This window comes from Rhodococcus sp. T2V, from assembly GCF_029269925.1.
Classification (GTDB): Bacteria; Actinomycetota; Actinomycetes; order Mycobacteriales; family Mycobacteriaceae; genus Rhodococcus_F; species Rhodococcus_F koreensis.
The window spans coordinates 37,998-59,328 of record NZ_JARJBD010000025.1 but is presented as its reverse complement, the minus strand read 5'-3'; the positions used below and the strand labels follow the sequence as shown (position 1 = coordinate 59,328).

26 protein-coding genes and 1 tRNA gene are annotated in these 21,331 nt (G+C 67.8%); 14 read left to right on the top strand and 13 right to left on the bottom strand.

Features of this window, described 5'->3' with window-relative positions:
* The first annotated feature begins 27 nt into the window (after positions 1-27).
* The 3 genes from P3H15_RS21715 to P3H15_RS21705 are packed head-to-tail and all read left to right on the top strand — an operon-like array spanning position 28 to position 2,146.
* A complete protein-coding gene (locus tag P3H15_RS21715) occupies positions 28-354 on the top strand; it encodes a cupin domain-containing protein (RefSeq protein WP_012689167.1) in 327 nt (108 codons plus the stop codon).
* A complete protein-coding gene (locus tag P3H15_RS21710) occupies positions 351-1,421 on the top strand; it encodes a tellurite resistance/C4-dicarboxylate transporter family protein (RefSeq protein WP_276139150.1) in 1,071 nt (356 codons plus the stop codon). Before P3H15_RS21715 ends, P3H15_RS21710 begins: the two co-directional genes overlap by 4 nt.
* Positions 1,418-2,146: an SRPBCC domain-containing protein gene (locus P3H15_RS21705; RefSeq protein ID WP_276139149.1), complete on the top strand. Its 729-nt coding sequence runs from the start codon at positions 1,418-1,420 to the stop codon at positions 2,144-2,146. Before P3H15_RS21710 ends, P3H15_RS21705 begins: the two co-directional genes overlap by 4 nt.
* Positions 2,147-2,158: 12 nt before the next feature.
* On the opposite strand, the gene P3H15_RS21700 is transcribed toward P3H15_RS21705, so the two are convergent.
* Positions 2,159-2,782, bottom strand: coding sequence for a Tat pathway signal protein (locus P3H15_RS21700; RefSeq protein WP_276139148.1), 624 nt, complete (start codon positions 2,780-2,782; stop codon positions 2,159-2,161).
* A 117-nt stretch (positions 2,783-2,899) separates the two neighbouring features.
* Here P3H15_RS21700 and P3H15_RS21695 point away from each other — a divergent pair, with 117 nt between their 5' ends.
* Entirely contained in the window at positions 2,900-4,546 is a 1,647-nt protein-coding gene (locus P3H15_RS21695; protein ID WP_276139147.1) for a GAF domain-containing sensor histidine kinase, read from the top strand.
* Positions 4,547-4,554: 8 nt separating this feature from the next.
* On the opposite strand, the gene P3H15_RS21690 is transcribed toward P3H15_RS21695, so the two are convergent.
* Together P3H15_RS21690 and P3H15_RS21685 are read right to left on the bottom strand one after the other, a co-directional pair.
* A complete protein-coding gene (locus P3H15_RS21690) occupies positions 4,555-5,190 on the bottom strand; it encodes a response regulator transcription factor (RefSeq protein ID WP_072947172.1) in 636 nt (211 codons plus the stop codon).
* On the bottom strand, positions 5,187-5,387 hold the full coding sequence (locus tag P3H15_RS21685; protein WP_276139146.1) for a hypothetical protein: 201 nt from the start codon (positions 5,385-5,387) through the stop codon (positions 5,187-5,189). Before P3H15_RS21685 ends, P3H15_RS21690 begins: the two co-directional genes overlap by 4 nt.
* Between P3H15_RS21685 and P3H15_RS21680 the strand changes: the two genes are divergently transcribed.
* On the top strand, positions 5,362-6,225 hold the full coding sequence (locus tag P3H15_RS21680; RefSeq protein WP_276139145.1) for a nitroreductase family protein: 864 nt from the start codon (positions 5,362-5,364) through the stop codon (positions 6,223-6,225). The genes P3H15_RS21685 and P3H15_RS21680 overlap by 26 nt on opposite strands.
* 23 nt (positions 6,226-6,248) lie before the next feature.
* Entirely contained in the window at positions 6,249-7,199 is a 951-nt protein-coding gene (locus tag P3H15_RS21675; RefSeq protein ID WP_276139144.1) for an acyl-ACP desaturase, read from the top strand.
* Between the two features lie 14 nt (positions 7,200-7,213).
* Here P3H15_RS21675 and P3H15_RS21670 read toward each other — a convergent pair whose 3' ends face one another.
* The 3 genes from P3H15_RS21670 to P3H15_RS21660 all read right to left on the bottom strand — a co-directional run bounded on the left by P3H15_RS21670 (position 7,214) and on the right by P3H15_RS21660 (position 10,153).
* Positions 7,214-8,104: a universal stress protein gene (locus tag P3H15_RS21670; protein WP_276139143.1), complete on the bottom strand. Its 891-nt coding sequence runs from the start codon at positions 8,102-8,104 to the stop codon at positions 7,214-7,216.
* Between the two features lie 50 nt (positions 8,105-8,154).
* Positions 8,155-9,195 (bottom strand): LLM class F420-dependent oxidoreductase, encoded by a 1,041-nt coding sequence (locus P3H15_RS21665; protein WP_012689174.1) that lies wholly within the window; start codon positions 9,193-9,195, stop codon positions 8,155-8,157.
* 73 nt (positions 9,196-9,268) lie between these two features.
* Positions 9,269-10,153 carry a universal stress protein gene (locus P3H15_RS21660; RefSeq protein ID WP_276139142.1) on the bottom strand — a complete coding sequence of 295 codons (885 nt, stop codon included), beginning with the start codon at positions 10,151-10,153 and terminating at the stop codon, positions 9,269-9,271.
* 249 nt (positions 10,154-10,402) lie between these two features.
* Here P3H15_RS21660 and P3H15_RS21655 point away from each other — a divergent pair, with 249 nt between their 5' ends.
* Positions 10,403-10,876, top strand: a complete 474-nt coding sequence (locus tag P3H15_RS21655; RefSeq protein WP_276139141.1) for an Rrf2 family transcriptional regulator — start codon at positions 10,403-10,405, stop codon at positions 10,874-10,876.
* Position 10,877: 1 nt separating this feature from the next.
* Positions 10,878-12,059 (top strand): globin domain-containing protein, encoded by a 1,182-nt coding sequence (locus P3H15_RS21650; RefSeq protein WP_276139140.1) that lies wholly within the window; start codon positions 10,878-10,880, stop codon positions 12,057-12,059.
* 18 nt (positions 12,060-12,077) lie between these two features.
* Here the strand turns inward: P3H15_RS21650 and P3H15_RS21645 are convergent, their stop codons facing one another.
* Entirely contained in the window at positions 12,078-13,586 is a 1,509-nt protein-coding gene (locus P3H15_RS21645; protein WP_072947178.1) for a glutamate--cysteine ligase, read from the bottom strand.
* Positions 13,587-13,704: 118 nt separating this feature from the next.
* On the opposite strand from P3H15_RS21645, the gene P3H15_RS21640 reads away from it, so the two are divergent.
* Positions 13,705-13,965, top strand: coding sequence for a hypothetical protein (locus P3H15_RS21640; RefSeq protein WP_276139139.1), 261 nt, complete (start codon positions 13,705-13,707; stop codon positions 13,963-13,965).
* Positions 13,966-13,969: 4 nt separating this feature from the next.
* Here the strand turns inward: P3H15_RS21640 and P3H15_RS21635 are convergent, their stop codons facing one another.
* Together P3H15_RS21635 and cycA are read right to left on the bottom strand one after the other, a co-directional pair.
* Positions 13,970-14,758, bottom strand: a complete 789-nt coding sequence (locus P3H15_RS21635) for a M23 family metallopeptidase (RefSeq protein ID WP_276139138.1) — start codon at positions 14,756-14,758, stop codon at positions 13,970-13,972.
* A 113-nt stretch (positions 14,759-14,871) separates the two neighbouring features.
* The gene (cycA, locus tag P3H15_RS21630; protein ID WP_276139137.1) at positions 14,872-16,344 is read right to left on the bottom strand and encodes a D-serine/D-alanine/glycine transporter; all 1,473 of its coding nucleotides are present in this window, start codon (positions 16,342-16,344) and stop codon (positions 14,872-14,874) included.
* A 133-nt stretch (positions 16,345-16,477) separates the two neighbouring features.
* On the opposite strand from cycA, the gene P3H15_RS21625 reads away from it, so the two are divergent.
* Positions 16,478-16,735 carry a hypothetical protein gene (locus P3H15_RS21625; RefSeq protein WP_276139136.1) on the top strand — a complete coding sequence of 86 codons (258 nt, stop codon included), beginning with the start codon at positions 16,478-16,480 and terminating at the stop codon, positions 16,733-16,735.
* Here the strand turns inward: P3H15_RS21625 and P3H15_RS21620 are convergent, their stop codons facing one another.
* On the bottom strand, positions 16,736-17,506 hold the full coding sequence (locus P3H15_RS21620) for a dienelactone hydrolase family protein (RefSeq protein ID WP_276139135.1): 771 nt from the start codon (positions 17,504-17,506) through the stop codon (positions 16,736-16,738).
* Positions 17,507-17,577: 71 nt separating this feature from the next.
* On the opposite strand from P3H15_RS21620, the gene P3H15_RS21615 reads away from it, so the two are divergent.
* Together P3H15_RS21615 and P3H15_RS21610 are read left to right on the top strand one after the other, a co-directional pair.
* Positions 17,578-17,650, top strand: a tRNA-Arg gene (locus P3H15_RS21615).
* A 9-nt stretch (positions 17,651-17,659) separates the two neighbouring features.
* A complete protein-coding gene (locus tag P3H15_RS21610) occupies positions 17,660-17,800 on the top strand; it encodes a hypothetical protein (protein WP_276139134.1) in 141 nt (46 codons plus the stop codon).
* 15 nt (positions 17,801-17,815) lie between these two features.
* Here the strand turns inward: P3H15_RS21610 and P3H15_RS21605 are convergent, their stop codons facing one another.
* On the bottom strand, positions 17,816-18,235 hold the full coding sequence (locus P3H15_RS21605; RefSeq protein WP_276139133.1) for a hypothetical protein: 420 nt from the start codon (positions 18,233-18,235) through the stop codon (positions 17,816-17,818).
* 109 nt (positions 18,236-18,344) lie between these two features.
* Here P3H15_RS21605 and P3H15_RS21600 point away from each other — a divergent pair, with 109 nt between their 5' ends.
* On the top strand, positions 18,345-18,794 hold the full coding sequence (locus P3H15_RS21600; protein ID WP_276139132.1) for a VOC family protein: 450 nt from the start codon (positions 18,345-18,347) through the stop codon (positions 18,792-18,794).
* A 36-nt stretch (positions 18,795-18,830) separates the two neighbouring features.
* On the opposite strand, the gene P3H15_RS21595 is transcribed toward P3H15_RS21600, so the two are convergent.
* Positions 18,831-19,706 (bottom strand): amidohydrolase family protein, encoded by an 876-nt coding sequence (locus tag P3H15_RS21595; RefSeq protein WP_276139131.1) that lies wholly within the window; start codon positions 19,704-19,706, stop codon positions 18,831-18,833.
* Between the two features lie 62 nt (positions 19,707-19,768).
* On the bottom strand, positions 19,769-20,311 hold the full coding sequence (locus P3H15_RS21590) for a ribonuclease H (RefSeq protein WP_276139130.1): 543 nt from the start codon (positions 20,309-20,311) through the stop codon (positions 19,769-19,771).
* 72 nt (positions 20,312-20,383) lie between these two features.
* Here P3H15_RS21590 and P3H15_RS21585 point away from each other — a divergent pair, with 72 nt between their 5' ends.
* Positions 20,384-21,310, top strand: coding sequence for a DNA-3-methyladenine glycosylase (locus P3H15_RS21585; protein ID WP_276139129.1), 927 nt, complete (start codon positions 20,384-20,386; stop codon positions 21,308-21,310).
* Positions 21,311-21,331: the final 21 nt, after the last annotated feature.

The following is a 21,331-nucleotide window of genomic DNA, read 5'->3' as shown; positions in this document are numbered from 1 at the left end:
ATGGGCGCAGTGGTTCATACTCACACCATGGACAAGAAGTCACTGACCGCCCTTGCCCGTCAGCAACTGAAGTTGGCAGGCGGGACGTCCAGCGGCCGCAGTTCGCAGACCGTGTACGGCGGGCATCGGCGCAGCCTCCGGCAGACCGTCGTCGCCCTGGCCGCGGGTCAGAAGATGGCCGAACACGAGAGCCCGGGCGAGGCCACCCTGTTCATTCTCAGCGGCAAACTGAACCTCGTGGCCGGCGAGGACTCGTGGAAGGGTTCCACCGGCGACCTGCTGGTTCTCCCGACCGACCGGCACAGCGTCGAGGCCATCGAGGACGTCGCGTTCCTGCTCACCGTCGCCATGTGACGGTCGTGCGCGATCGTCTCGAGGATTCCGTTCGGAGCCTGAACCCGGGCTACTTCGCGATCGTCATGGCCAGCGGGATCATCTCGGTGGGCATGAAACTGGGCGGATTCGACGTGCTCTCGGTTCTGCTGTTCGGTGTCTGCGCCGCGGCCTACGTGACGCTGGTGATCCTCACGATCTGGCGGATCGCGGCGTATCGCCGTCAGGTGGTCGACGACCTGACGGACGCGAGCCGCGGATTCGGTTTCTTCACGTTCATCGCCGGGACCGACGTGTTCGGCGTGCGCCTGGCGATGGACGGCCACCACGCTGCCACCGCGGTGCTGCTCACCGTCGCCGGGCTGACCTGGATCGTGCTCGGCTACGTCGTCCCGTGGACCGCCGTCCTGGGCACGTCCGAACGTCCGGTGGTGGCACGTGCGAACGGAACCTGGTTCATCTGGGTGGTCGCCGCGCAGTCGGTCGCCGTGGCCGCCGCGACCCTCGAACCGGTGTACGACGGCGCCCGCCGGTTCCTGGCCGTGGTCGCCGTCTTCACCTGGTCGGTCGGGGTGTGCCTGTACGGCGCGGCGGGGATCTTCGTCGCCGCGCGGATGTTGCTGTATCCGCTGCGGCCGCGCGACCTCACGGCGCCGTACTGGGTGGCGATGGGTGCGTGTGCGATCACCGTCCTCGCCGGCGCCCGCATCGTCGAGATGGCGGACGCGCCGATGGTGAATGCCACGCGCGGGCTCATCGGCGGATTCGCGGTGGTGTTCTGGGCGTTCGCGACCTGGCTCATCCCGGTCCTGGTGGCCGCCGGATGGTGGCGTCACATCGCCAACAAGGTGCCGCTGCGCTACGACGCCACCGTGTGGAGCATCGTCTTCCCCCTCGGCATGTACGCGGTCGCCGGAATCTACCTGGGCCGGGCGGATCACATCCCGCTCGTCGGTATGGTCGGTAGTGCCGAACTGTGGTGTGCATTCACCGTGTGGTGCGTGGCGTTCGTCGTCATGGTGGTGCATCTCTGGCGGTCGGTGGTGCACGTCGGACCGGCAACAGTGGAGACGCAGGAGAGCGCATGACGGAAACCCCGCCCGTGATCGAGGTATCGGTGGCTGCGGCGCCGTCGGTCGTATGGCCTGCCCTGCGCGACCCGGAGTTGCTTCGCCGCTGGCACGGCTGGGACTGCGAGGGCCTGGACGACGAGATCAGGCAAATCTACTTCGGCGACGACGTGACGGAGGACGCCGAGGCCTTCATCCTCGCCCTCGGCGGCGCCGATCGGTTCAGCCTCCACGAGCACGACGGCACCACACTGGTGCGGATCACCCGGCCGCCCCGGGGCGCCGATCCCGCCGCCGACGACTGGTACGACGACGTCACCGAGGGCTGGACCACGTTTCTGCAGTTCCTCAAGTTCGGCATCGAACGGCACGGACTCGACGAGCGTCGCACACTGTTCCTCGAAGGCCCGGTCGCGGACGGAGATTCGGCGCGCCACCTGCTCGGCCTCGACAAGCTCGGCTACCTGACGGTGGGCGATCACTTCACCGCGGTCGCCGACACGGGCGACCTGCTGCACGGGGTGGTGTGTTTCGTCGGCGAGCACCAGACCGCGGTGAGCGTCGACGATCTCGGCCCAGGACTGTTGCAGTTCGGCGAGCAGCCCGTCAACGCGGCGCGTCCGAACGGCGGTGCGCAGATCCTCCTGGCCGCCTACGGCCTGGACGACGAGGAGTGGGCCGAACTCGAGCAGCGCTGGACGGAGTGGTGGCAGGCGCGGCCGGGGGCCGAACCTGCCACCTGAGTCCTCGACCGGTCAGGCGAGGACGGTGCCCAGGGTGGGCCACCAGATGGTGCTCTTGACGACGTTCGGCCCCACCTGGTGGTTCAGCGAGCCGTACACGGCCGCGACGACCAGGCCGCTGCCGAGTCCGGCGACCGGGGCGGTGGACACGACCGTGGGCACCGCGACGTTGTTCTGGTCCAGCTTCACGATGCCGCTGGCACCGGTGGCGAAGCTGTAGTACACGACGTCGAGTTCGGCGCCGGTCTGGTCGTTCGCGATGACGCCCGGCCCGCCGAAGAAGCCGAAGCGGAACTGGTTGCTCATGTTGGTCGCCACACCCGCTCCGTACAGCTGTCCGAGAACGGGACCGCCCTGCCCGGTGTCGGAGTACGCGGGGACCTGGAAGATCTGGCCCGGAAGGGCGATGTTCGTCGCCGCCGTGTCGGTCGGGGATGCGGCGAGTCGCTCGATGGCGGCCTCCGCCTCGGGGTTTCCGGCGGCCACGGTGCGCAGCTTCGCGATCGCGGTCGCCGGGTCGACGACGGGAGCGGAATCTGCGGGCTGCGCCGACACGACACCGGTGAACATCATCGTCGCTGCCACTGCAGCGGTCAGACCTGCCGCGACCCGTCGTGCGAAGTGCCGTCGATTCATTCTTCTTCTCCCTCGTCACGTCAATGGGTAAGCATTAGTTCGGATGAGTAAACACTCGAGCTGTTATCGACGCCGTGGTTCGCGGTGTTACGCCTCCCCCAGACCTATGCTGCTGGCATGGGATCGGATGGTGGGCACGAGTCGAGGATCAGTGAGTTCCGGGAGGGGCTCGCCGACGTGGTCCCCACCCGCCGGAGTCTGCAGCGCCTGTTCGAGGCGGTCCTCGTGGTCGGGTCGGGGCTCGAGCTGGATTCCACCCTGCAGCGCATCGTCACTTCGGCCACGTCCCTGCTCGGGGCCCGCTACGGCGCGCTCGGTGTCCACGCCCCCGACGGCGGGCTCTCGGAGTTCGTCTACGAGGGCATCACGCCGGAGGAGCGTGCGCGCATGGGCCACCTGCCCGAGGGCCGCGGGCTGCTGGGACTGCTGGTCCACGACCCCCGTCCGGTGCGCCTCGCCAACCTGGCCGATCACCCGGGGTCGATCGGCTTCCCGCCCAATCATCCACCGATGAAGAGCTTCCTGGGAATGCCGATCATGATGCGGGGCAAGGTTTTCGGAAGCATCTATCTGACCGAGAAACTCAGCGGACCCGAGTTCACCGACGAGGACGAGGTGATCCTGCGTGCGCTCGCGACCTCGGCCGGCGTGGCGGTGGAGAATGCCCGGCTGTTCGAGGAATCGCGGACGCGGGAGCGGTGGTTGACGGTCGTCGCGGCGATCACCTCCCGGCTGATGGTCGGCGGATCACTCGACGAAACACTGCACACGCTCGCCGCCGAGGTACGCGAACTGTCCAGCGGTGACGAGGTCTTCATCGTCGTCACGCTCGGCGAGGGCGCCGTGGTCGGGGCGGACAGCACGGTGCGGCCGCTGCGCACCAACTTCCGAAGCGCCACCCAGGCCGAACCGTTCGCCGAAGTGCTGCGCTCCCGCACCCCCGCACTGCTGACGGGGATCGACGATCTCGCACCGTTCTCCGCCGAGGCGGGCCGGGCCGCGGTGCTGCCGCTGTCGACGGCGTCGGGGGTCGGCGGGGTCCTGGTGGTCGCGGCGCGCGGCACCACTGCGTGGGATCCGGACGAGGTGGCCCGACTCGAATCGGTGGCCGACCTCGCCGCCGTCGCGGTGGAGTTCGCCGATCAGCAGAGCAAGCAACGTCTGCTGTCGGTGCTCGCCGACCGCGACCGGATCGCGCGCGACCTGCACGACAACGTGATTCAACGGTTGTTCGCCACCGGCATGAGCCTCCAGAGCACGCACGCGGTCGGGGACGTTCCGGACGGCGTGCGCTCCATCGTCGCCACGGCGGTCGAGCAACTCGATCGGACCGTGCGCGAGATCCGCACCACCATCTTCGATCTGCAGGCCACCGGCATCGCCTCGGCGACCAGTCTGCGCCGCCGCCTGCTCGACGTGATCGGCGACCTCACCTCCCATTCGCCGGTCGCGCCGAACGTCCAGTTCACCGGCGCCATCGACACGCTCGTGCCCAGCCGCATCCACCCGCACGCGGAGGCGGTGTTGCGCGAGGCCCTGAGCAATGCGCTGCGGCACGCGCGGGCCACCACCATCGACATCTCGGTGGCCGCCGCGGACGACCTCATTGTCACCGTCGCGGACGACGGCATCGGGATCGCCGACGGCGCCCGGCGCAGCGGACTGGACAATCTCGATCGGCGCGCCGAGCACTGCGGCGGCACCTGCACCGTCGATTCCGCGGGCGGGGGAACCGTCGTCACGTGGCGGGTACCGTTGACGTGACGAAACTGTCAGTGCTCTTTGCGTAACTCGGTGGCCAGCACCGCCGCCTGCGTGCGCCGCTGCATCCCTAATTTGGACAACAGCCGCGACACGTAGTTCTTGATCGTCTTCTCGGCGAGGAAGAGTCGCTCGGCGATCTCCCGGTTGGTGAGCCCCTCGCCGATCAAGTCGAACACGGCGCGTTCCTGCTCGGACAGTTGCGCCAGCGGGTCGTCCCGGCGGGCGGATCTGATCCGGTTCATCAGCGCCGACGTCGCCCTGCTGTCGAGCAGCGAACCGCCCTCCCCCACCGTCCGCACGGCCGCCACCAGGTCGGTGCCGAGGATCTGTTTGAGGACGAATCCGGACGCCCCGGCCATGATGGCGTCGAACAGCGCCTCGTCGTCGGAATACGACGTCAGCATCAGGCACCGCAATTCGGGCAGCGCAGCGCGCAGGTCCCGGCACAGCTCGACACCGTTGCCGTCCGGCAACCGGACGTCGAGCACGGCGACGTCCGCGCCGCTGCCCGGGATCCGCGCCATCGCCTCACCCACCGACGCGGCCTCCCCGACCACCTCGAGGTCGGGCACGCTGCCGAGTAGATCGACCAGGCCTCGCCGCACGATCTCGTGGTCGTCGACCAGGAACACCCGCGTGGTCATATCTGCACCTCCACCGCCTTCTCTACGAACCGTACCGCGCACACCCCGGGTATCCACCGATCCGGGACCTCTCCCGCACACAACGGGACCTTCGACCCCAGCGAGCGCCACTCGGCGCGCGGAATGCTGAGGATGCGGGGGAACACCCGGACACCACTACTGGAGGTCGCGATGAACAGCTGGTCGCTCAGTGACATCGAGGTGGTCTCCCGCGCCATCGTCTCGGCTCCGTCGGTCCACGACACGCAGCCGTGGGATCTGCGGCTGGACGGCACGTGCGCGCAGATCAGCGAGCGCCGCGGCTTCACGGACACACCGCGCGCCGACCGCGTGATCTCGTGTGGCGCTGGTGTCGCGAACGTGGAACTCGCGTTGCGGGCACTCGGCAGACAGATCGAGACCGATCTGCTGCCCGATCCGCGCCGGCCCGAACTCGTCGCAACCGTTCGCGCAGTGGGGACGGCTTCGCCCTCGAGCACCGATCTGAGGCTCTTCTCCGCCATCGCCCGCCGCCGAAGTCATCGAGAGGCGTTCGCCGACATACCGGTTCCCGCGGCCACCGTCGCCGACATCGTCGACGCGGCCGAGATGGAGGGTGTCTGCGCTCGCCTGCTCGCCGCGGACGAGGCGCCCGCGCTCGCCGACGTGCTGCTCTATTCGGCCGACCGTGTTCGGCAGGATCCGGGCCACCAGCGCGACCTCTTCCCGTGGACGTCGCACTGGCTGCCGCGGGGCGGTCACGAGTCTTTCGACACGATCCACACCGTCGTCACCCGCGGCGTCCCCGATTCGGCCCGCCTCGCCGCCGCCATCGAGAGCGAGACCGTCCTCGTGTTCGCATCGGACACGCAGGAGTCGATCGACCTGGTCCGCACCGGAATCGCGGTCGAACGGGCGTGGCTCACCGCCGTCGACGCCCGGCTCGGCGCCTCCGTACTCTCCCACCCGCTGCGCGTCGACGACTCGGCGCCTCGGCTCGCGAATCGACTGAACCTGCCGGGCCATCCCCAGCTGATCCTGCGAATCGGATACTGACAGAACAGAAACGGAGCGCCATTGTGAGCCGCGTACTCACGGACCGCGAACTGCTGCACGAACTCGAGGATGTTGCGGAAGACAACGTCAACCGGCACCTCGCCATGGCCAAGGACTGGCACCCCCACGACTACGTTCCGTGGGACGACGGCCGCAACTTCGCGGCGCTGGGCGGCGAGGACTGGGATCCGGAACAATCCCAGCTCAGCGACACCGCGCGGGCGGCGATGATCACCAATCTGCTGACCGAGGACAATCTGCCGTCCTATCACCGCGAGATCGCCCAGCACTTCTCACTCGACGGCGCGTGGGGCACATGGGTGGGCCGGTGGACCGCGGAGGAGAACAAGCATTCGATCGTGATGCGGGACTATCTGGTCGTGACACGAGGGGTCGACCCGGTAGCGCTCGAGCATGCTCGAATGGCCCACATGACACAGGGCTTCGATCCCGGCGGCGGGTCGATGCTCGATTCGGTGTCGTATGTGACGTTCCAGGAACTGGCCACCCGGGTGTCGCACCGCAACACGGGCAAGGCATGCGGTGATCCGGTCGCGGACCGCATGCTCGCCCGGGTGGCGGCCGACGAGAACCTGCACATGATGTTCTATCGCAACATCGTCGGCGCAGCCCTGGACTTCGCTCCCGATCAGACGATCGCCGCGATCCACAAGGTGGTGACCAACTTCCAGATGCCCGGCGCGGGCATGCACAACTTCCGCCGCAATGCGGTCCTGATCGCGAAGGGCGGCATCTACGACCTGCGCCAGCACCTCGACGAGGTCGTACTGCCCGTGCTCCGAAAGTGGAACATGTTCGAGCGCAACGATTTCGGTCCGGACGGGGAGCGTTGCCGGGAGGAGCTGGCGACGTTCCTGCACGGCATGGAGGCCACGGCATCCCGGTTCGAGGAGTCCCGGGATCGCGCACTCGCCCGCGAGGCCCGTCTCGGCGAACGCGTCGCGGCCCGCTGACGCACCTCGAAGACCTAGCTCTCCGGCCGGACGATCATCACCGGGCAGTCCGCGGTGTGGAGCAATGCGTTGCTGGTGGAGCCCAGTAGCATTCCCTTGAATCCACCCCGGCCGCGGCTGCCCACGACGATCAGTTGCGCCTTCTCGGCGAATTCGCTGAGCACCCGCACGGGGCGGTCGCGCGCGACGACGCGTTCGACCGTCACGTCCGGATACCGCTCCTGGTACCCGGCGAGACGCTCCGACAGCACCACTTCCTCGCCCGTCTGAATGCTGCTCCACAGTGGGTCGTCCGGGCTGGCGCCGAGCGACGGCTGCACACTCACATCGCTCCACACGTTGACCGCGACCAGGCTCGCACCCCGGGCGGCGGCCTGCTCGAACGCCACTTCCAACGCGGCCCGGCTGCTTTCCGAACCGTCGACACCGACCACGATCGGCCCCTCGGTCGGCGGCTGCCCGTCCAGGGTGCGCCCCCGCACGACCACCAGCGGGCAGTGGCCGTGCGCGGCGACCGCGGACGTCGTGGAACCGATCAGCAGGCCGGTGAACTCGCCGTGCCCGCGCGAGCCGAGCACCACCATGTGGGCGTTGGCGGACAGTTCGATGAGGGTCTGACTCACCTTGGCCTCGAACTGTTCGGTGGTGATGTCGAGCGGTTCGTCCACCGTCTGCTTGGCGTGCACCCGCGCACTGCCCAGCCGGGCCTTCGCCGTGTCCTCGAGTTCTTCCTTGAAGCTCTCGGCCAGATACGGCTCGGTGTAATAGAAGGCGGGAATGTGGACCACTGTCACGATGTGCAGCGGGAGCGACAGCGCGGCGGCGGCCCGAGCGGCCCACGCCACGGCGGCCGACGCCGACTCGGATCCGTCCACACCCACGACGATCGGCTTGATTCCGGTCATGGTCACCTTTCCTGATTCTTCCGGCTGTGCACTGCTGAGGTGTGCGGGTGCTACCCGCAGATCTTGCGGAGCTTCTCGACCAACGCGACACGACCCGCACGATCCGCGGCGAGCGGTGTGACGGTGAGCGTGGTGACCCCGGACTCGGCGAACGCGGCCACCCGCTCCGCGACGTAGCTCTCCGGACCGATCAGCGACACGGCCCGCACCAGGTCGTCCGGCACCGCGGCTGCGGCCTCGTCCTTCTTGCCCGACAGGTAGAGGTCCTGGATGGTCTCGGCTTCCTTCTCGTAGCCGTACCGGACCGCGAGGTCGTTGTAGAAGTTCTTGCCTTTCGCGCCCATACCGCCGATGTACAGGGCCAGACCGGGGCGGACCCAGTCGAGCATGTGGTCGACGTCGTCGCCGATGGCGAGGGCCGGCGACGCGAAGACCTGCAGGTCGCCGAGGCTCGGGTCGCGCTTCGCCTTGCCCTTGGCCAGCGGCTCTCCCCACACGCTCGCGGCCTTCTCCGGGTGGTAGAAGATGGGTTCCCAGCCTTCGGCGATCTCGGCGGTCAACTCCACGTTCTTCGGTCCGAGCGAGGCGATGACGATCGGGATGCGATCACGCACAGGGTGGTTGATGATCTTCAGCGGCTTGCCCAGCCCGGTGCCCTTCTCGGCAGGCAGCGGAATCTGGTAGTACTTGCCCTGGAATTCGACCTTCTCGCGGCGCCACACCTTGCGGCAGATCTCGACTACCTCGCGGGTGCGTCCGAGCGGGGCGTCGTACTTGACGCCGTGGAAACCCTCGATCACCTGCGGACCGGAGGCGCCGAGCCCCATCACGAAGCGCCCGTCCGACACGAAGTCGAGGCCGGCGGCCGTCATCGCGGTCAGGCTCGGCGTGCGGGTGTAGATCTGGAAGATGCCCGAAGCGAGTTCCAGGGTGGTGGTCTTGGCGGCGAGGTAGCCGATCTGGCTCACCGCGTCGAACGAGTAGGCCTCGGGCACGAACGCGATGTCGAGCCCGGCTTTCTCCAGGTCGGCGACCTCGTCGACCGTCTCGGCGAAACCGCCGCTGTAGTTCAAGCCCATACCTATGCGCACGTCGTTCCCCAATCCTGGCGTTACCTGCAACCTGTTCCTGCTTCGTTCCAGAACACTACTGCTCGTAATCGCCTCAGGGGCGTGCAGGCCTCACGACGACGACCGGGCACTGCGCACCACCGACCAGGCTGTTGCTGGTCGAACCGAGCAGCATCCCCTTGAATCCTCCGCGCCCCCGGCTGCCGACGACCAGCAGTTGCGCCTTCTTCGACCAGTCGAGCAACCGCGCCCGCGGATTGTCGATGTACACCTCGCGGGTGACCCGCACGTCGGGGTATTTCTCCTGCCAGCCGGCGAGGCTCTCGGCGAGGACGGCACGTTCGTCCTCCTCGAGTCCCTGCGGCACGAGAGCCGCGGCCCTCGGATCCTCGAACGCCTTCGATCCGAGGTCGCTCCACACGTGGACGGCCACCAGCGGAGCATTCCGCATCGACGCTTCCTGGAAGGCCACCGAGATCGCCCGCTCACTGGTGGCGCTGCCGTCGACGCCGACCACGACGGGCCCGTCCGGATGGGCGTCGCCGCGGACCACGACGACCGGGCAGTGCGCGTGGCTGGTGACGTTGATCGCCGTGTTCCCGAGCAGCGCGGTGGCCGCGGCCCCGGCCCCGGATGCTCCGACCACCACGATCCGAGCGTTCTCGGACAGGTCGACGAGCCACTGAGCGCTGCTCCCGATCGACAGTTCGGTGCAGACCTCGATGATGGGATTGACCGCGAACGCCCGCTCCTGCGCCTCGGCGAGAATCGCCTTGCCGCTCGCCTCGACCCACTCGTACACGCCGCCCGAATCCATATACGGGCCACCGAACCCGTACGGAGCGAAGTCGAGTGCGTGGATGATCTTCAGGTTCAGTCCACGTTCGGTGGCGAGTTCGGCAGCCATCCGGACAGCGGACTTCGAGCTGTCCGATCCGTCGACGCCGACGACGACGCTGTTGCGGTCCCGTGTGCTCATGGCTTCACACTATCCCCGGCCTCCTTTTCGCGTCTGCCGCCCTTCACCTTTCGACGTGGGGACTTAAGTCCCCACCGATTCGGGCTCTCCGGCCATAGCCTCAGCGGCGAGATTGGGCGATGATGAGAAGTGGAGGCGTGTGTCTCGATCGAATATTACTGGGCCACTGTACTTTTCAGCCCAGTAAATCCCGAGCGATCTCGGTCACAAATTTGGTATCCGAGATGCGAATTAAAGTACGTTCGGGTCATGCAACTCACACAGTTCACCGACCTCGGACTGCGGGTGGTCATGCGACTGGCCGTGGCCGGGAACGGCGAACGACCGGGTAGCCGGGCGATCGCCGAGGAACTGTCGGTGTCGTACACCCACGCCGCCAAGGTGATCACCCGACTCGGCGAACTCGGCATCGTCGACGCACGCCGCGGACGTGCCGGCGGCCTGGCCATCACCGAACTCGGGCGCACCGCGTCCGTCGGCTGGCTCGCCCGCCGACTCGAAGGCGACGCGGAGGTCGTCGACTGCGACGGCGCCCAGCCGTGCCCGCTGCGATCGGGGTGCCTGCTGCGGTCGGCGCTCCGGCGCGCGCAGAACGCGTTCTTCGAGTCGCTGGACGGCCTCACCGTCGAAGACCTCACCCGAACCCCCACCGGAACCGTGCTGCTCGCCCTCCCCCGGGTGGCCACCTCAACTTCCCAGTTTTCTCGAACGATCGGAGAATGACATGCTCTCGCCCACCTCGACGGACGTCATCCGCGCCACCCTGCCCGTGGTCGGCGCCGCGATCTCGGACATCACGACGCTGTTCTACCGCAAGCTGTTCGACGCTCACCCCGAACTCGAACGAGACCTGTTCAACCGCGGGAACCAGAAGCAGGGCGAACAGCAGAAGGCGCTGGCAGGCGCCATCGCCGCGTTCGCCGCCCTCCAACTCGAGCCCGATCAGGCGCGCGTCGACCTCATCCTGTCGCGGATCGCCAACAAGCACGCCTCGCTGGGGATCGAACCCTCCCAGTACGCGATCGTGCACACCCACCTGTTCGCGGCCATCGTCGAGGTCCTCGGCGACGCCGTCACTCCCGAGGTCGCGGCCGCCTGGGACGAGGTGTACTGGCTGATGGCGGAGACCCTGATCGCGATGGAGGCCGGGCTGTACGCCTCGGCGGGGGTGGCCGCCGGGGACGTGTGGCGCGACGTGCGGGTCCGCGAGCGCAGGCACGAGTCCGCGGACACGGTATCGTTCGTGCTCACCTCCGTCGACGGCTCGCCGCTTCCGGCGTTCGCTCCGGGGCAGTACCTCTCCGTCGCCGTTCGCCTGCCGGACGGCGCACGCCAGATTCGCCAGTACAGCCTGTCGTCGGCCCCGTCGCGCGGCGACTGGAGGATCTCGGTGAAGCGCGCCGGCGAGGTGTCGAACTTCCTGTACCACAACGTCTTCGAAGATGACGTCTTGACGGTGTCGACGCCGTTCGGCGATCTCGTCCTACAGGACGACGACGCGCCGCTGCTCCTGGTGTCCGCGGGCATCGGGTGCACCCCGATGATCGGGATGCTCGGCCACCTCGCCGACACCGACGACAGCCGCCCGATCTCGGTGCTCCACGCCGACCGGTCCGCCAGCAGTCACGCGCACCGCGCGGAGCTGACCGAACTGGTGGAACGTCTGCCGTTCGCGGTGATGCACCGCTGGTACGAAGACCTCGGCACCCGACGTCCCGAGGGCGGCCTGCGGGAGGGACGGGCCGACCTCGGCGAGGTCACGATCGCGCCCGGCACCCGCGCCTACCTGTGCGGCCCGCTGCCCTTCATGCTGGGAATACGCGAAGCGCTCCTCGCCAAGGATGTGCCCGCCGAGAACATCCACTACGAGGTGTTCGGCCCCGACAGCTGGTCGGCCACCGTGTGACTGCAGGTGCGGCGCCGTTCACACCGGCCAGGTGTGGACGGGGCTGCCCTCCCGCATGTTCTCCACGTACTGACGCAACATGGCGGCGAGGGCTTCCCGGCGGCTCAGGCCGGCGTTCTCGTGCCGGACCACCTGAGCGCGCTGCCACGACGCCCCCGTCTGCCGGGTGACGCACCGGCCCTCGATGACGCTGAGGTACCGGTCGCGGGCCTTCGCCGACAACCCGAACGCGGCGAGCCCCTCGTCGGCGATCGGCAGCAGCCGCCGCAGGACGAGTTCGTCGGCGCCCGCGAACCCGACACCGGGCCAGTACAATTCGGCGTCCATGCCGTATTTCGCGCCGGCGTGCAGGTTCTCCTCGGCGGCGTTGAACGACATCCGCGACCACACCGGCCGATCCGATTCGGCGAGCCCGCGCAGCGCGCCGTAGTAGAACGCGGCGTTCGCCATCGTGTCGAGCACCGTCGGGCCCGCGGGCAACACCCGGTTCTCGATCCGCAGGTGCGGTTTGCCGTCGTCGCTGTCGTACACCGGGCGGTTCCACCGGTAGATGGTGCCGTTGTGCATCTGCAGTTCGTTGAGGTCCGGCACCCGGCCCGCGTCGAGTTCGGCCGACGGGTCGACGTCGGACACCTCCGGCAGCAGCGCCGGGAAGTACCGCGAGTTCTCCTCGAACAGGTCGAAGACCGACGTGATCCACCGCTCGCCGAACCACACGCGGGGCCGCACACCCTGGTTCTTCAACTCCAGCGGACGCGTGTCCGTGGCCTGCGCGAAGATCGGGATGCGGGACTCGTGCCACAACGCCTTGCCCGCCATGAACGGTGCGTTCGCCGCGAGCGCCACCTGGGCACCGGCCAGGCACTGCGCGGCATTCCAGTGGGCGGCGAATTCGTCCGGCGCGACGCGCAGGTGCAACTGCAGCGACGTGCACGCGGCCTCCGGGAGCACCGAATTGGCGTCCACCTTCAGCTGTTCGGCAGACCGCCCCTCGAGCGGCACGCCCTCGAGGTCGAGTTCGATGTCCTCTCCGCGCGCGGCGAAGATCTGGTCGTTGAGCTGCTCGTAGCGGGGGTTCGCGGTGATCCACTCGCGGCCGAGATGCTCGAGTTCCAGCGTCGGCAGCATGCCGACCATCACCAACTGGGCGTCGTGGCCGTGAATCCGGGCGTCGGCGACGTGCAACGACGCCCGCAGGGTCCGTTCGAGCTCGAACGTCCCCTCACCGTTCAGCGGCCCGGGGCGGACGTTCATCTCGACGTTGAACTGACCGAGCTCGGTCTGGAACACGGCATCGTCGTCGATCGACTCGAGGACCGCGAGATTCGACATCGCGGGCGTCATGTCGGAGTGGACGAGATTGAACTCGATCTCCATGCCCAGCATGGGCCGCGGCGGGTCGACGTCGTCGGCGAACGCTCCCTCCCGCAGCATTCGCTCGAGCGCGTCGACGCACATGAGCACCTTCTGCCGGAACAGGCGCCGGTCTTCTCGGGTGAATGTCCGAGACGTCACTTCGCGACCCATACCACTCCCCAACTGCGCGTCGAACTGCGCTCACGGGGGAGCATATCCGTTCAGCCCTCGCGAATGCGGGATGGCGGGCTAACCTCGAACCAGACGCTGGTGAGCGGAAGGACCGGAGATGACGCCTGATACCGACTCCAAGAAGAAACCAGAGTTCTCCGTGGGCACGCGCGTGAAAACGCGGCACTCGGCCGATCACGAACTGGCCGAGAAGAAGTGGCCCCTGGAGGCCGGCGTCATCGTCGACGATTTCTCCGGCGTCCAGGACATCAGCAACGATTCCTACGGCCGGGACTGGGCCGTGTCACGCCGCTGGGCGATCGCCCTCGACAGCGGACCACTCGTGTTCCGCAACGACGACGATCTCGAGCCGGAATAGGCCCTTACGCGTTGGCGCCCGCGTTGCCCCAGGTGACGGACACGCCGCGCTCCTGCAGCCAGCGCCCGGGATCGATCTTGTTTCCGCTCGCGTCGTGCACCTCGAAGTGCAGGTGCGGTCCGGTGGACTGGCCGCGGTTGCCGACGTGGGCGATTTCCTGCCCTGCGGTGACGCGCTGCCCCACGCTCACGGTGTAGTCGTTGACGTGTCCGTAGACGGTGACGGTGCCGTCGTCGTGCAGCAGACGCACCCACAGTCCGAAGCCGGACGCCGCGCCGGCGTCGATGACCTGACCGTCGGCGGCTGCGAGCACCGACGTGCCGATGGGCGCCGCGATGTCGATGCCGCCGTGGTGGGCGCCCCAGCGGGAACCGAAGTCGGAGGTCAGCTTGCCCGACACCGGCTGAACCGTGTGGGGCTTGACCGGGTTGACGGAGGACAGCCACTGCTGAGCCTGGGCGCCGAGCTCCGGGCCACCGAGGTTCTGGGCGGCGGCGCCGAGGTCTGCGGGCAATTCGAAGCCGGCGGGGAGGACACCGGCCGGGATCTCGAACGGCAGGCCCGGCAGGGTCTGCGCGCCATTCGTCTCGTGGGAGTCGACGGGGGCGGCGGCGGCGTTTCCGGCACCCAGCTGGGCTGCACCGACAACGATGGCTCCGGTGGCGGCCGCGACAGTCGCGGCCTTGATGCCCACACCCGCTCCGGCCTGCTGGTTGCGATGACGCCCGCGCGCCGCGTCCGGATCGATCTCGAAGCGAATGGAAGACCCGCTCGCCCGGTGGTGGGAACCCACAGTTAATACCTCGTCAGTCGTCGGATTGCAGCCCTCCCCGTCCGGGGCGGGCTCCTCTGTCTGGCGACGAATGTAACAAAACGATATAGGACCGCGCCACCGTTACCTAACGTTTATGTTCGGCGCTCCTCGAGTTCCGCCTTGAATGCGGCGTACCGAGCGCGGTGCGGGGCGCGCCGGCGAATCACCGCCCACGCGATCCCGAGCACGATGAACCATACCGGGGTGACGAGGAGCGCCTCGAGAGTGTCGTCCTCCTGGGTCAGGGCCCAGATGAGAAAGACGAAGAACGCCAGGACGACCCAGCACATCACCACCCCGCCGGGCATCTTGAACTTCGAGGCCTCGTGCAGTTCGGGGCGGCGCTTCCGGTACACGAGGTAGCTGGCCAGGATCATCGTCCACACGAAAATGAACAGCACCGATGAGATTGTCGTCACAGTCGTGAACGCCTCGATGACCGAGTCGCCGGAGAACAGCAGCGCGATCGCCGACAGCAGGAAGGCGCAGGAGAACATCAACGCGTTGGCCGGGACCTTGCGGGAGCTGAGCCTGCCGAGCCCGGCCGGTGCGTCACCTTCCTGCGCGAGGCCGTAGACCATCCGGGACGTCGAATAGATTCCCGAGTTGGCCGAGGACGCCGCGGACGTCAGCACGACGAACTGGATGACTCCCGCCGCGATTCCCAGACCGGCGAGCGTGAACATCGCCGTGAAGGGGCTCTCCCCGGGGACGACCTCACGCCACGGCGTGACCGAGATGATCACGATCAGCGACACCACATAGAACAGCAGGATGCGGATCGGGATGGAGTTGATCGCCTTCGGCAGGTTCTTCTCCGGATCCTTCGCCTCGGCCGCCGTGGTACCGACGAGTTCGATACCGACGAATGCGAAGACCGCGATCTGGAATCCGGCCACGAAGCCCATCGCGCCGGTCGGGAACATGCCGCCGTCGTTCCACAGGTTGTCGAATCCCGCCTCCGAGCCGCCCGGCGACGTGAAGTGCGTGAACACCATCACGAGTCCGACGACGATGAGACTGAGGATGGCGATGATCTTGATCAGCGCGAACCAGAACTCGGTCTCTCCGAACGCCCGCACGGTCGGCAGATTCAGCAGCAGCAGCGCCGCGATGGCGATCAGCGCCGGGATCCACAGCTGGAGGTCGGGCCACCAGTACCGGACGTAACCGGAGATCGCGATGATGTCGGCGATCCCCGTGACGATCCAGCAGAACCAGTATGTCCACCCCGTGAAGAACCCGGCCCAGGGGCCGAGCAGGTCTGCCGTGAAGTCGGAGAACGACTTGTAGTGCAGGTTGGAGAGCAGTAGCTCCCCCATCGCCCGCATCACGAAGAACAGCATGAAGCCGATGATCATGTAGACGAAGATCACCGACGGTCCGGCCAGCGAGATCGTCTTCCCGGACCCCATGAACAGGCCCGTGCCGATTGCTCCGCCGATCGCGATCAGCTGGATGTGCCGGTTGGCGAGCTGCCTGGACAGATGCGGTTCGCCGTCCGCTCCCGTCCCCGGGTCGCCGCCCGATCCGATCGAGTCCGTCGAGGAAGTGCGGTCAGCCATGGAACACCTGCAACCCTTCTCAATCCTTGCTGTCACCGTCCGAAAGCGTGGGTCACGTTACGCCCGGGACTTGACAGAAACCGAGTAGCTAAGGCTAACCTCAGTCCGTTACTTCGAGGCGAGGAGCCCGCACATGATCGAGGACCTGATCGAGATCGCGTACGCCCAGGGCGCTGTCACCTGTGTGGCTCAGGCCGCCGGCGGCGTCGACGAGTACGAACTCGCTCGGGTCGATTCGGTCGCGTCCAGCGTCACGGTCACGGTGCGGGCCGACGGCAAGTTCGCGAAGGCCACGAGCATCGAGGGCTACCTCAGCCTCGGCCAGGTCGTCCGGGCATGCGGACTCGACTACCGGCACGCCACCTCCAGCGCCCGCCAGTACGCCCACTGATCAACTCAGATGCTCCCCGAAGAAGCCGTCGATCCTCGTCCACGCATCGGCGGCGGCTTCCGGGTCGGGCACCATCCCCGTGACCTTCATCAGGGGACGCATCACCTTCGGTCCGGCCAGTGCGTCGTTCAGGAACGTATGGCCAGATCTCGGATACTCCTTCACATCGTGGACCACACCTGCCCGGGTCAGCGCCGACTCCAGCTTGGCTGCCGCATTCGGCAGAGCGAAGTCCTTCCCGCCGTAACTGGCCACCACCGGGCACGCCCCCGCCACCGCCGCCTCCAGGTCACGCGGCAGGACGCCGTAGTTCGGGGCTGCCGCGTCGAACCCGGTGCGCAGCGTCATCAGCGCGAACCCGCCACCCATGCAGAACCCGATGACCCCGATCTTCCCCGTGCAGTCCGAAGACCCGGACAGCCACTGACGCGCAGCCTCGATGTCCCCGTACGCCCGGCCCTTCCCCGAGAGCATCGCCCGCATCGTCGACACCAGGCACCGTCGCGCACCGCCCGCACTGAACAGATCCGGCGCCAGAGTGAGAAACCCCGCCGACGCCAGCCTGTCCGCCTGCCGCCGCATCACATCGTCCAAGCCGAACGCCTCGTGCACCATCACCACACCCGGCCACGGACCCTCACCCGACGGCCTCGCCAGATAGCCGTGCAAGTTCAGCGAACCGTCGTGCCGCGCAGCGAGGTCGGTCAAGTCGATCTCGGACATGTGCGTCTCCCGTTCCGTCGTCACTTCCAGAACATCTGCGACAACCATGCCCTCCCCATCGCGAGCGCACCACCATTCCCGCTACACTCACCTCGGTGTGCGCCCCGCGCGTGCACCGCGCCTTCGTAGCTCAGGGGATAGAGCAACCCTCTCCTAAAGGGTAGGTCGCAGGTTCGAATCCTGCCGAGGGCACTCTCCTGCATGCGGTGGTCCGCAGGCGAACAACGGGGCGCGATCATGATCGGCATGCTGCCCGACCTGCCGTACCTGGGGTTGGACTGGGAGTTCTTCTTCCCGACCAATCTGTACATCGCGTTCATCAACTGGGGGAATCCTTTCTAGCGCACGGTAGCCCGGTCAGCGGGGCCCGCGTACACGCCGCCACCACCTGGCCTTTCGCTTCGCCTTCTCTGCCTCCTCCATCTGGTGCCGCATCTGCACCAGGACTGCCGGGGCCTCGAGCGCGTCGAATGCCCGGGATTCGGCTCTGAACTCCTTCAGGTACGTGCAGCACACGAATCCAGGGCCGAGCGAGCCGAGAGAGAAGGGAAGCGACACCAGCAACCAGTTCCCGCCGTACGCGTGGCCGAGCGCCACGCAGATCAGGGCGACAGCGCCCAGGGCGAACTGGAGATACAGGAACTTCCCGCCCTGCCGCCTGGCATGTTCCATCCCGGAGAGGTGATAGTCCATGTTCAGCCTGTGGATCTCGATCTCCCGCTGGGTCCGAATGATGTAGTCGTCGAACGTCTCGCCGTCATTGAGATAGTCGTCCATCGGGCCGCCTTCGTCGCGTGGGAATCGCAGCGTAGACGCGCCGACCGACATTTCACGGACACCCATATCGCGGACCGTGGCTGACCTGAATAGTTCGTATCGTCGCCGCATGACCAACACAGCGAACCGCCCCGCCGCCCTGCACTCGTACTTCGCCTACCGCGACGCCCCGGCCGCTCTGCGGTGGCTCGAGCGCGCGTTCGGTTTCGAGACCACCCTCGAGTTCCCGGACGACAACGGCGGGATCATGCATTCGGAATTGCGACGAGGCGACGCCGCCATCATGGTCTTCAGCGACGACGGCGACTACGACCGGCCGGCGCTCCGGGGTGAGACCGTCGGGCACGGCACCTATCTCAGCGTCGGCACCAATGGCGAAGTCGACGCGGTCTACGCCACCGCCCTCGAGGTCGGCGCCACCTCGGTCTGGGCACCCGCGAACACCGAATGGGGCAACTACCGCTGCCGGGTCCTCGACCTCGAAGGCTTCGAGTGGACTTTCGGCACCCTGCGCCCCGGCGAGAGCAGCAGTGACTGGTCGGACGGCGAACGACGGTGACGCGGAACCTGATAGCCGCGGCACCGCACGACGGCGTCAGTCGATTGCGAAGAGCCGCGCCGCGTTGTCGTGGCACACTGCCCGCAGCCACGGCTCGCCGAGGTCGAATCGGGTGAGACCCTCGAGCGCTTCGAGGTACGGATACGGAATGTTGGGGAAGTCGCTGCCGAACACGATTCGTTCCTGCAGTTCCGACAGGCGATGCACCTGATCGCGCGGAAACGGTGTGGCCGCTTCGGTGTAGTCGGTGAACGTCATCGTGGTGTCGAGATACACGTTGGCGTACTGATCGGCCAGGTCCAGGAATTCCCGGTACTCCGGCAGCCCCATGTGGGCGATGATCAGGTGCAGCCGCGGGTACCGCGACAGCAGTTCGGCGATCGGGCCCGGGCCCGTGTGGGTGCCGGGCGCCGGCCCCGATCCACAGTGGATGACCACGGGCACACCCGTCTCCTGCAGCACGCCCCACACAGGGTCGAGGAGGGGATCGTTCGGCGAGTAGTCGCCCACCTGGATGTGGGACTTGAACACACGCGTCCCCGACTCGATCGCTTCCGCGACGTACGTGGCCGCGGACTCCTCCGGGTAGAACGTGGACGTCCGCAGGCAGTCGGGGGTCTGCGCGGCGAATTCGGCCGACCACTGGTTCAGCCACGCGGCCATCTCCGGCTTGTGCGGGTAGATCATCGACGTGAACCGCCGGACACCGAACCCGCGGAGGTGCTCGACGCGGACGTCCTCTTCGTGCCGGTAGTGGATGGGCCACTCACGGCCGGTGAGGGGACCGACGGCGTCGAAGTAGCCCCACACCTTTTCCATCACGTTCGCGGGCATGAAATGGGTGTGGACGTCGATGATGCCCGGCAGCCCCAGCGCACGCCAGAACTCCTGCACCCGCAGATCCTCGGACAACACTCTTCTCCTCGACGCAGTGCCGGACCACGGAACCCCGGCGGATCGGAACGGGGGCCGACTCAGAACAGCGTGAACGCGTCCTCGGGCTCGGGTGCCGGTGCGACAGGCGCCGGTGCGGCGGCAACGGCGGGGGCAGCGGCAGGGGCTGTGACCGGCGCCGGCGCGACCGCACCGGATGCGACGGCACGAGCCGCCTCGCCGGCGAGGACGTCGGCCATCTCGTTGTAGTGGTTGCCGACGTGGCCGCGAACCCAGCGGAACCGGACCGGCCCGGGGCGTTCGCTGATGGCCCGGTCGATGGACTGCACCAGCCCGAGGTTCTTGACGGGGGCGCCGCCCGCCGTCTTCCAGCCCTTACGTTTCCATCCGGGCAGCCATTCCGACGCGCACTTGATGGCGTACTGGGAGTCGGATTCGATCAGCAGCGGATCGGCGCCGGGATGCGCGGTGATCGCTTCGAGCAGCGCCCGCAGCTCGGCGATCTGGTTGGTCCCGGAGGGTTCGCCACCCGATTGGCTGGGACCCTCGTGATTGACCCATGCCCAGCCGATCGCCCCACCGGGGTTGCGGAGGCAGGATCCGTCGGTACTCACGATGATCATGGCTGGGACTTTACGTGCGCGCTCCGACAGCCGCCGGTAGCGGTCGCCTTCACAGTGGATACGCTGCATTCGATGACGTTTTCGCTCGAGGTGGTCGAGACCACCGTGACCGCGCGGCGTCCCCTGGACGTCGCCATGTCGTTGCAGCCGCTGCAGCGCGGGAAGGGCGACCCCTGCCACCGCCGGACGGCCGACGGCGCGATCTGGCGGACGTCGGTGCAGAAGTCGGGCCCGGTCACCTATCGCCTCACCCAGATCGACCGTCATTCGGTGCGCTGCCAGGCGTGGGGTGCGGGTGCTCCCGAGCTGACGGCGGGGCTGGGCCGCCTCGTCGGCGAGCACGACGAGTGCTCGGACTTCGCCCCCGACCATCCGATCCTCGTCGAGGCGCACCGGCGTTTCCCGCACCTGCGGCTCGGCCGCACGGACCGGGTGCTGGAGGCCCTCGTGCCCGCGATCCTCGAGCAGCGGGTGCACGGCATCGCGGCGTTCGCGGCGTGGCGGCATCTCGTGTGGAAGTTCGGCGCGCCTGCTCCCGGTCCGGCTCCGGACGGGATGCGACTTCCCCCGACCGCGGACGTGTGGCGGCGGGTTCCGTCGTGGGAGTTCCACCGGGCCAACGTCGACCCCGGCCGGTCGAGGACGATCGTGCGCTGCGCGCAGGTCGCCGACCGGCTCGAGAGGATCGTCGACCTCCCCCGCGAGGAGGCGAACCGGCGGCTGATGTCCGTTCCCGGCGTCGGGATCTGGACGGCGGCCGAGGTGTCGCAGCGCGCGCTCGGCGATCCCGATGCCCTGTCGGTCGGCGACTATCACCTGGCCGCGATGGTCGGGTGGTCGCTGCTCGGGAGGCCCCTCGACGACGCCGGGATGGTCGAGTATCTGGCTCCGCTGCAGCCACACCGCCATCGCGCCGTGCGACTGCTGGAGGTGAGCGGGCAGGCCGTGAAACCCAAGTTCGGGCCCCGCACGGCGGTCGTCGACCACAGCCGGCACTGACCAGCGGTCGCGCACGACACC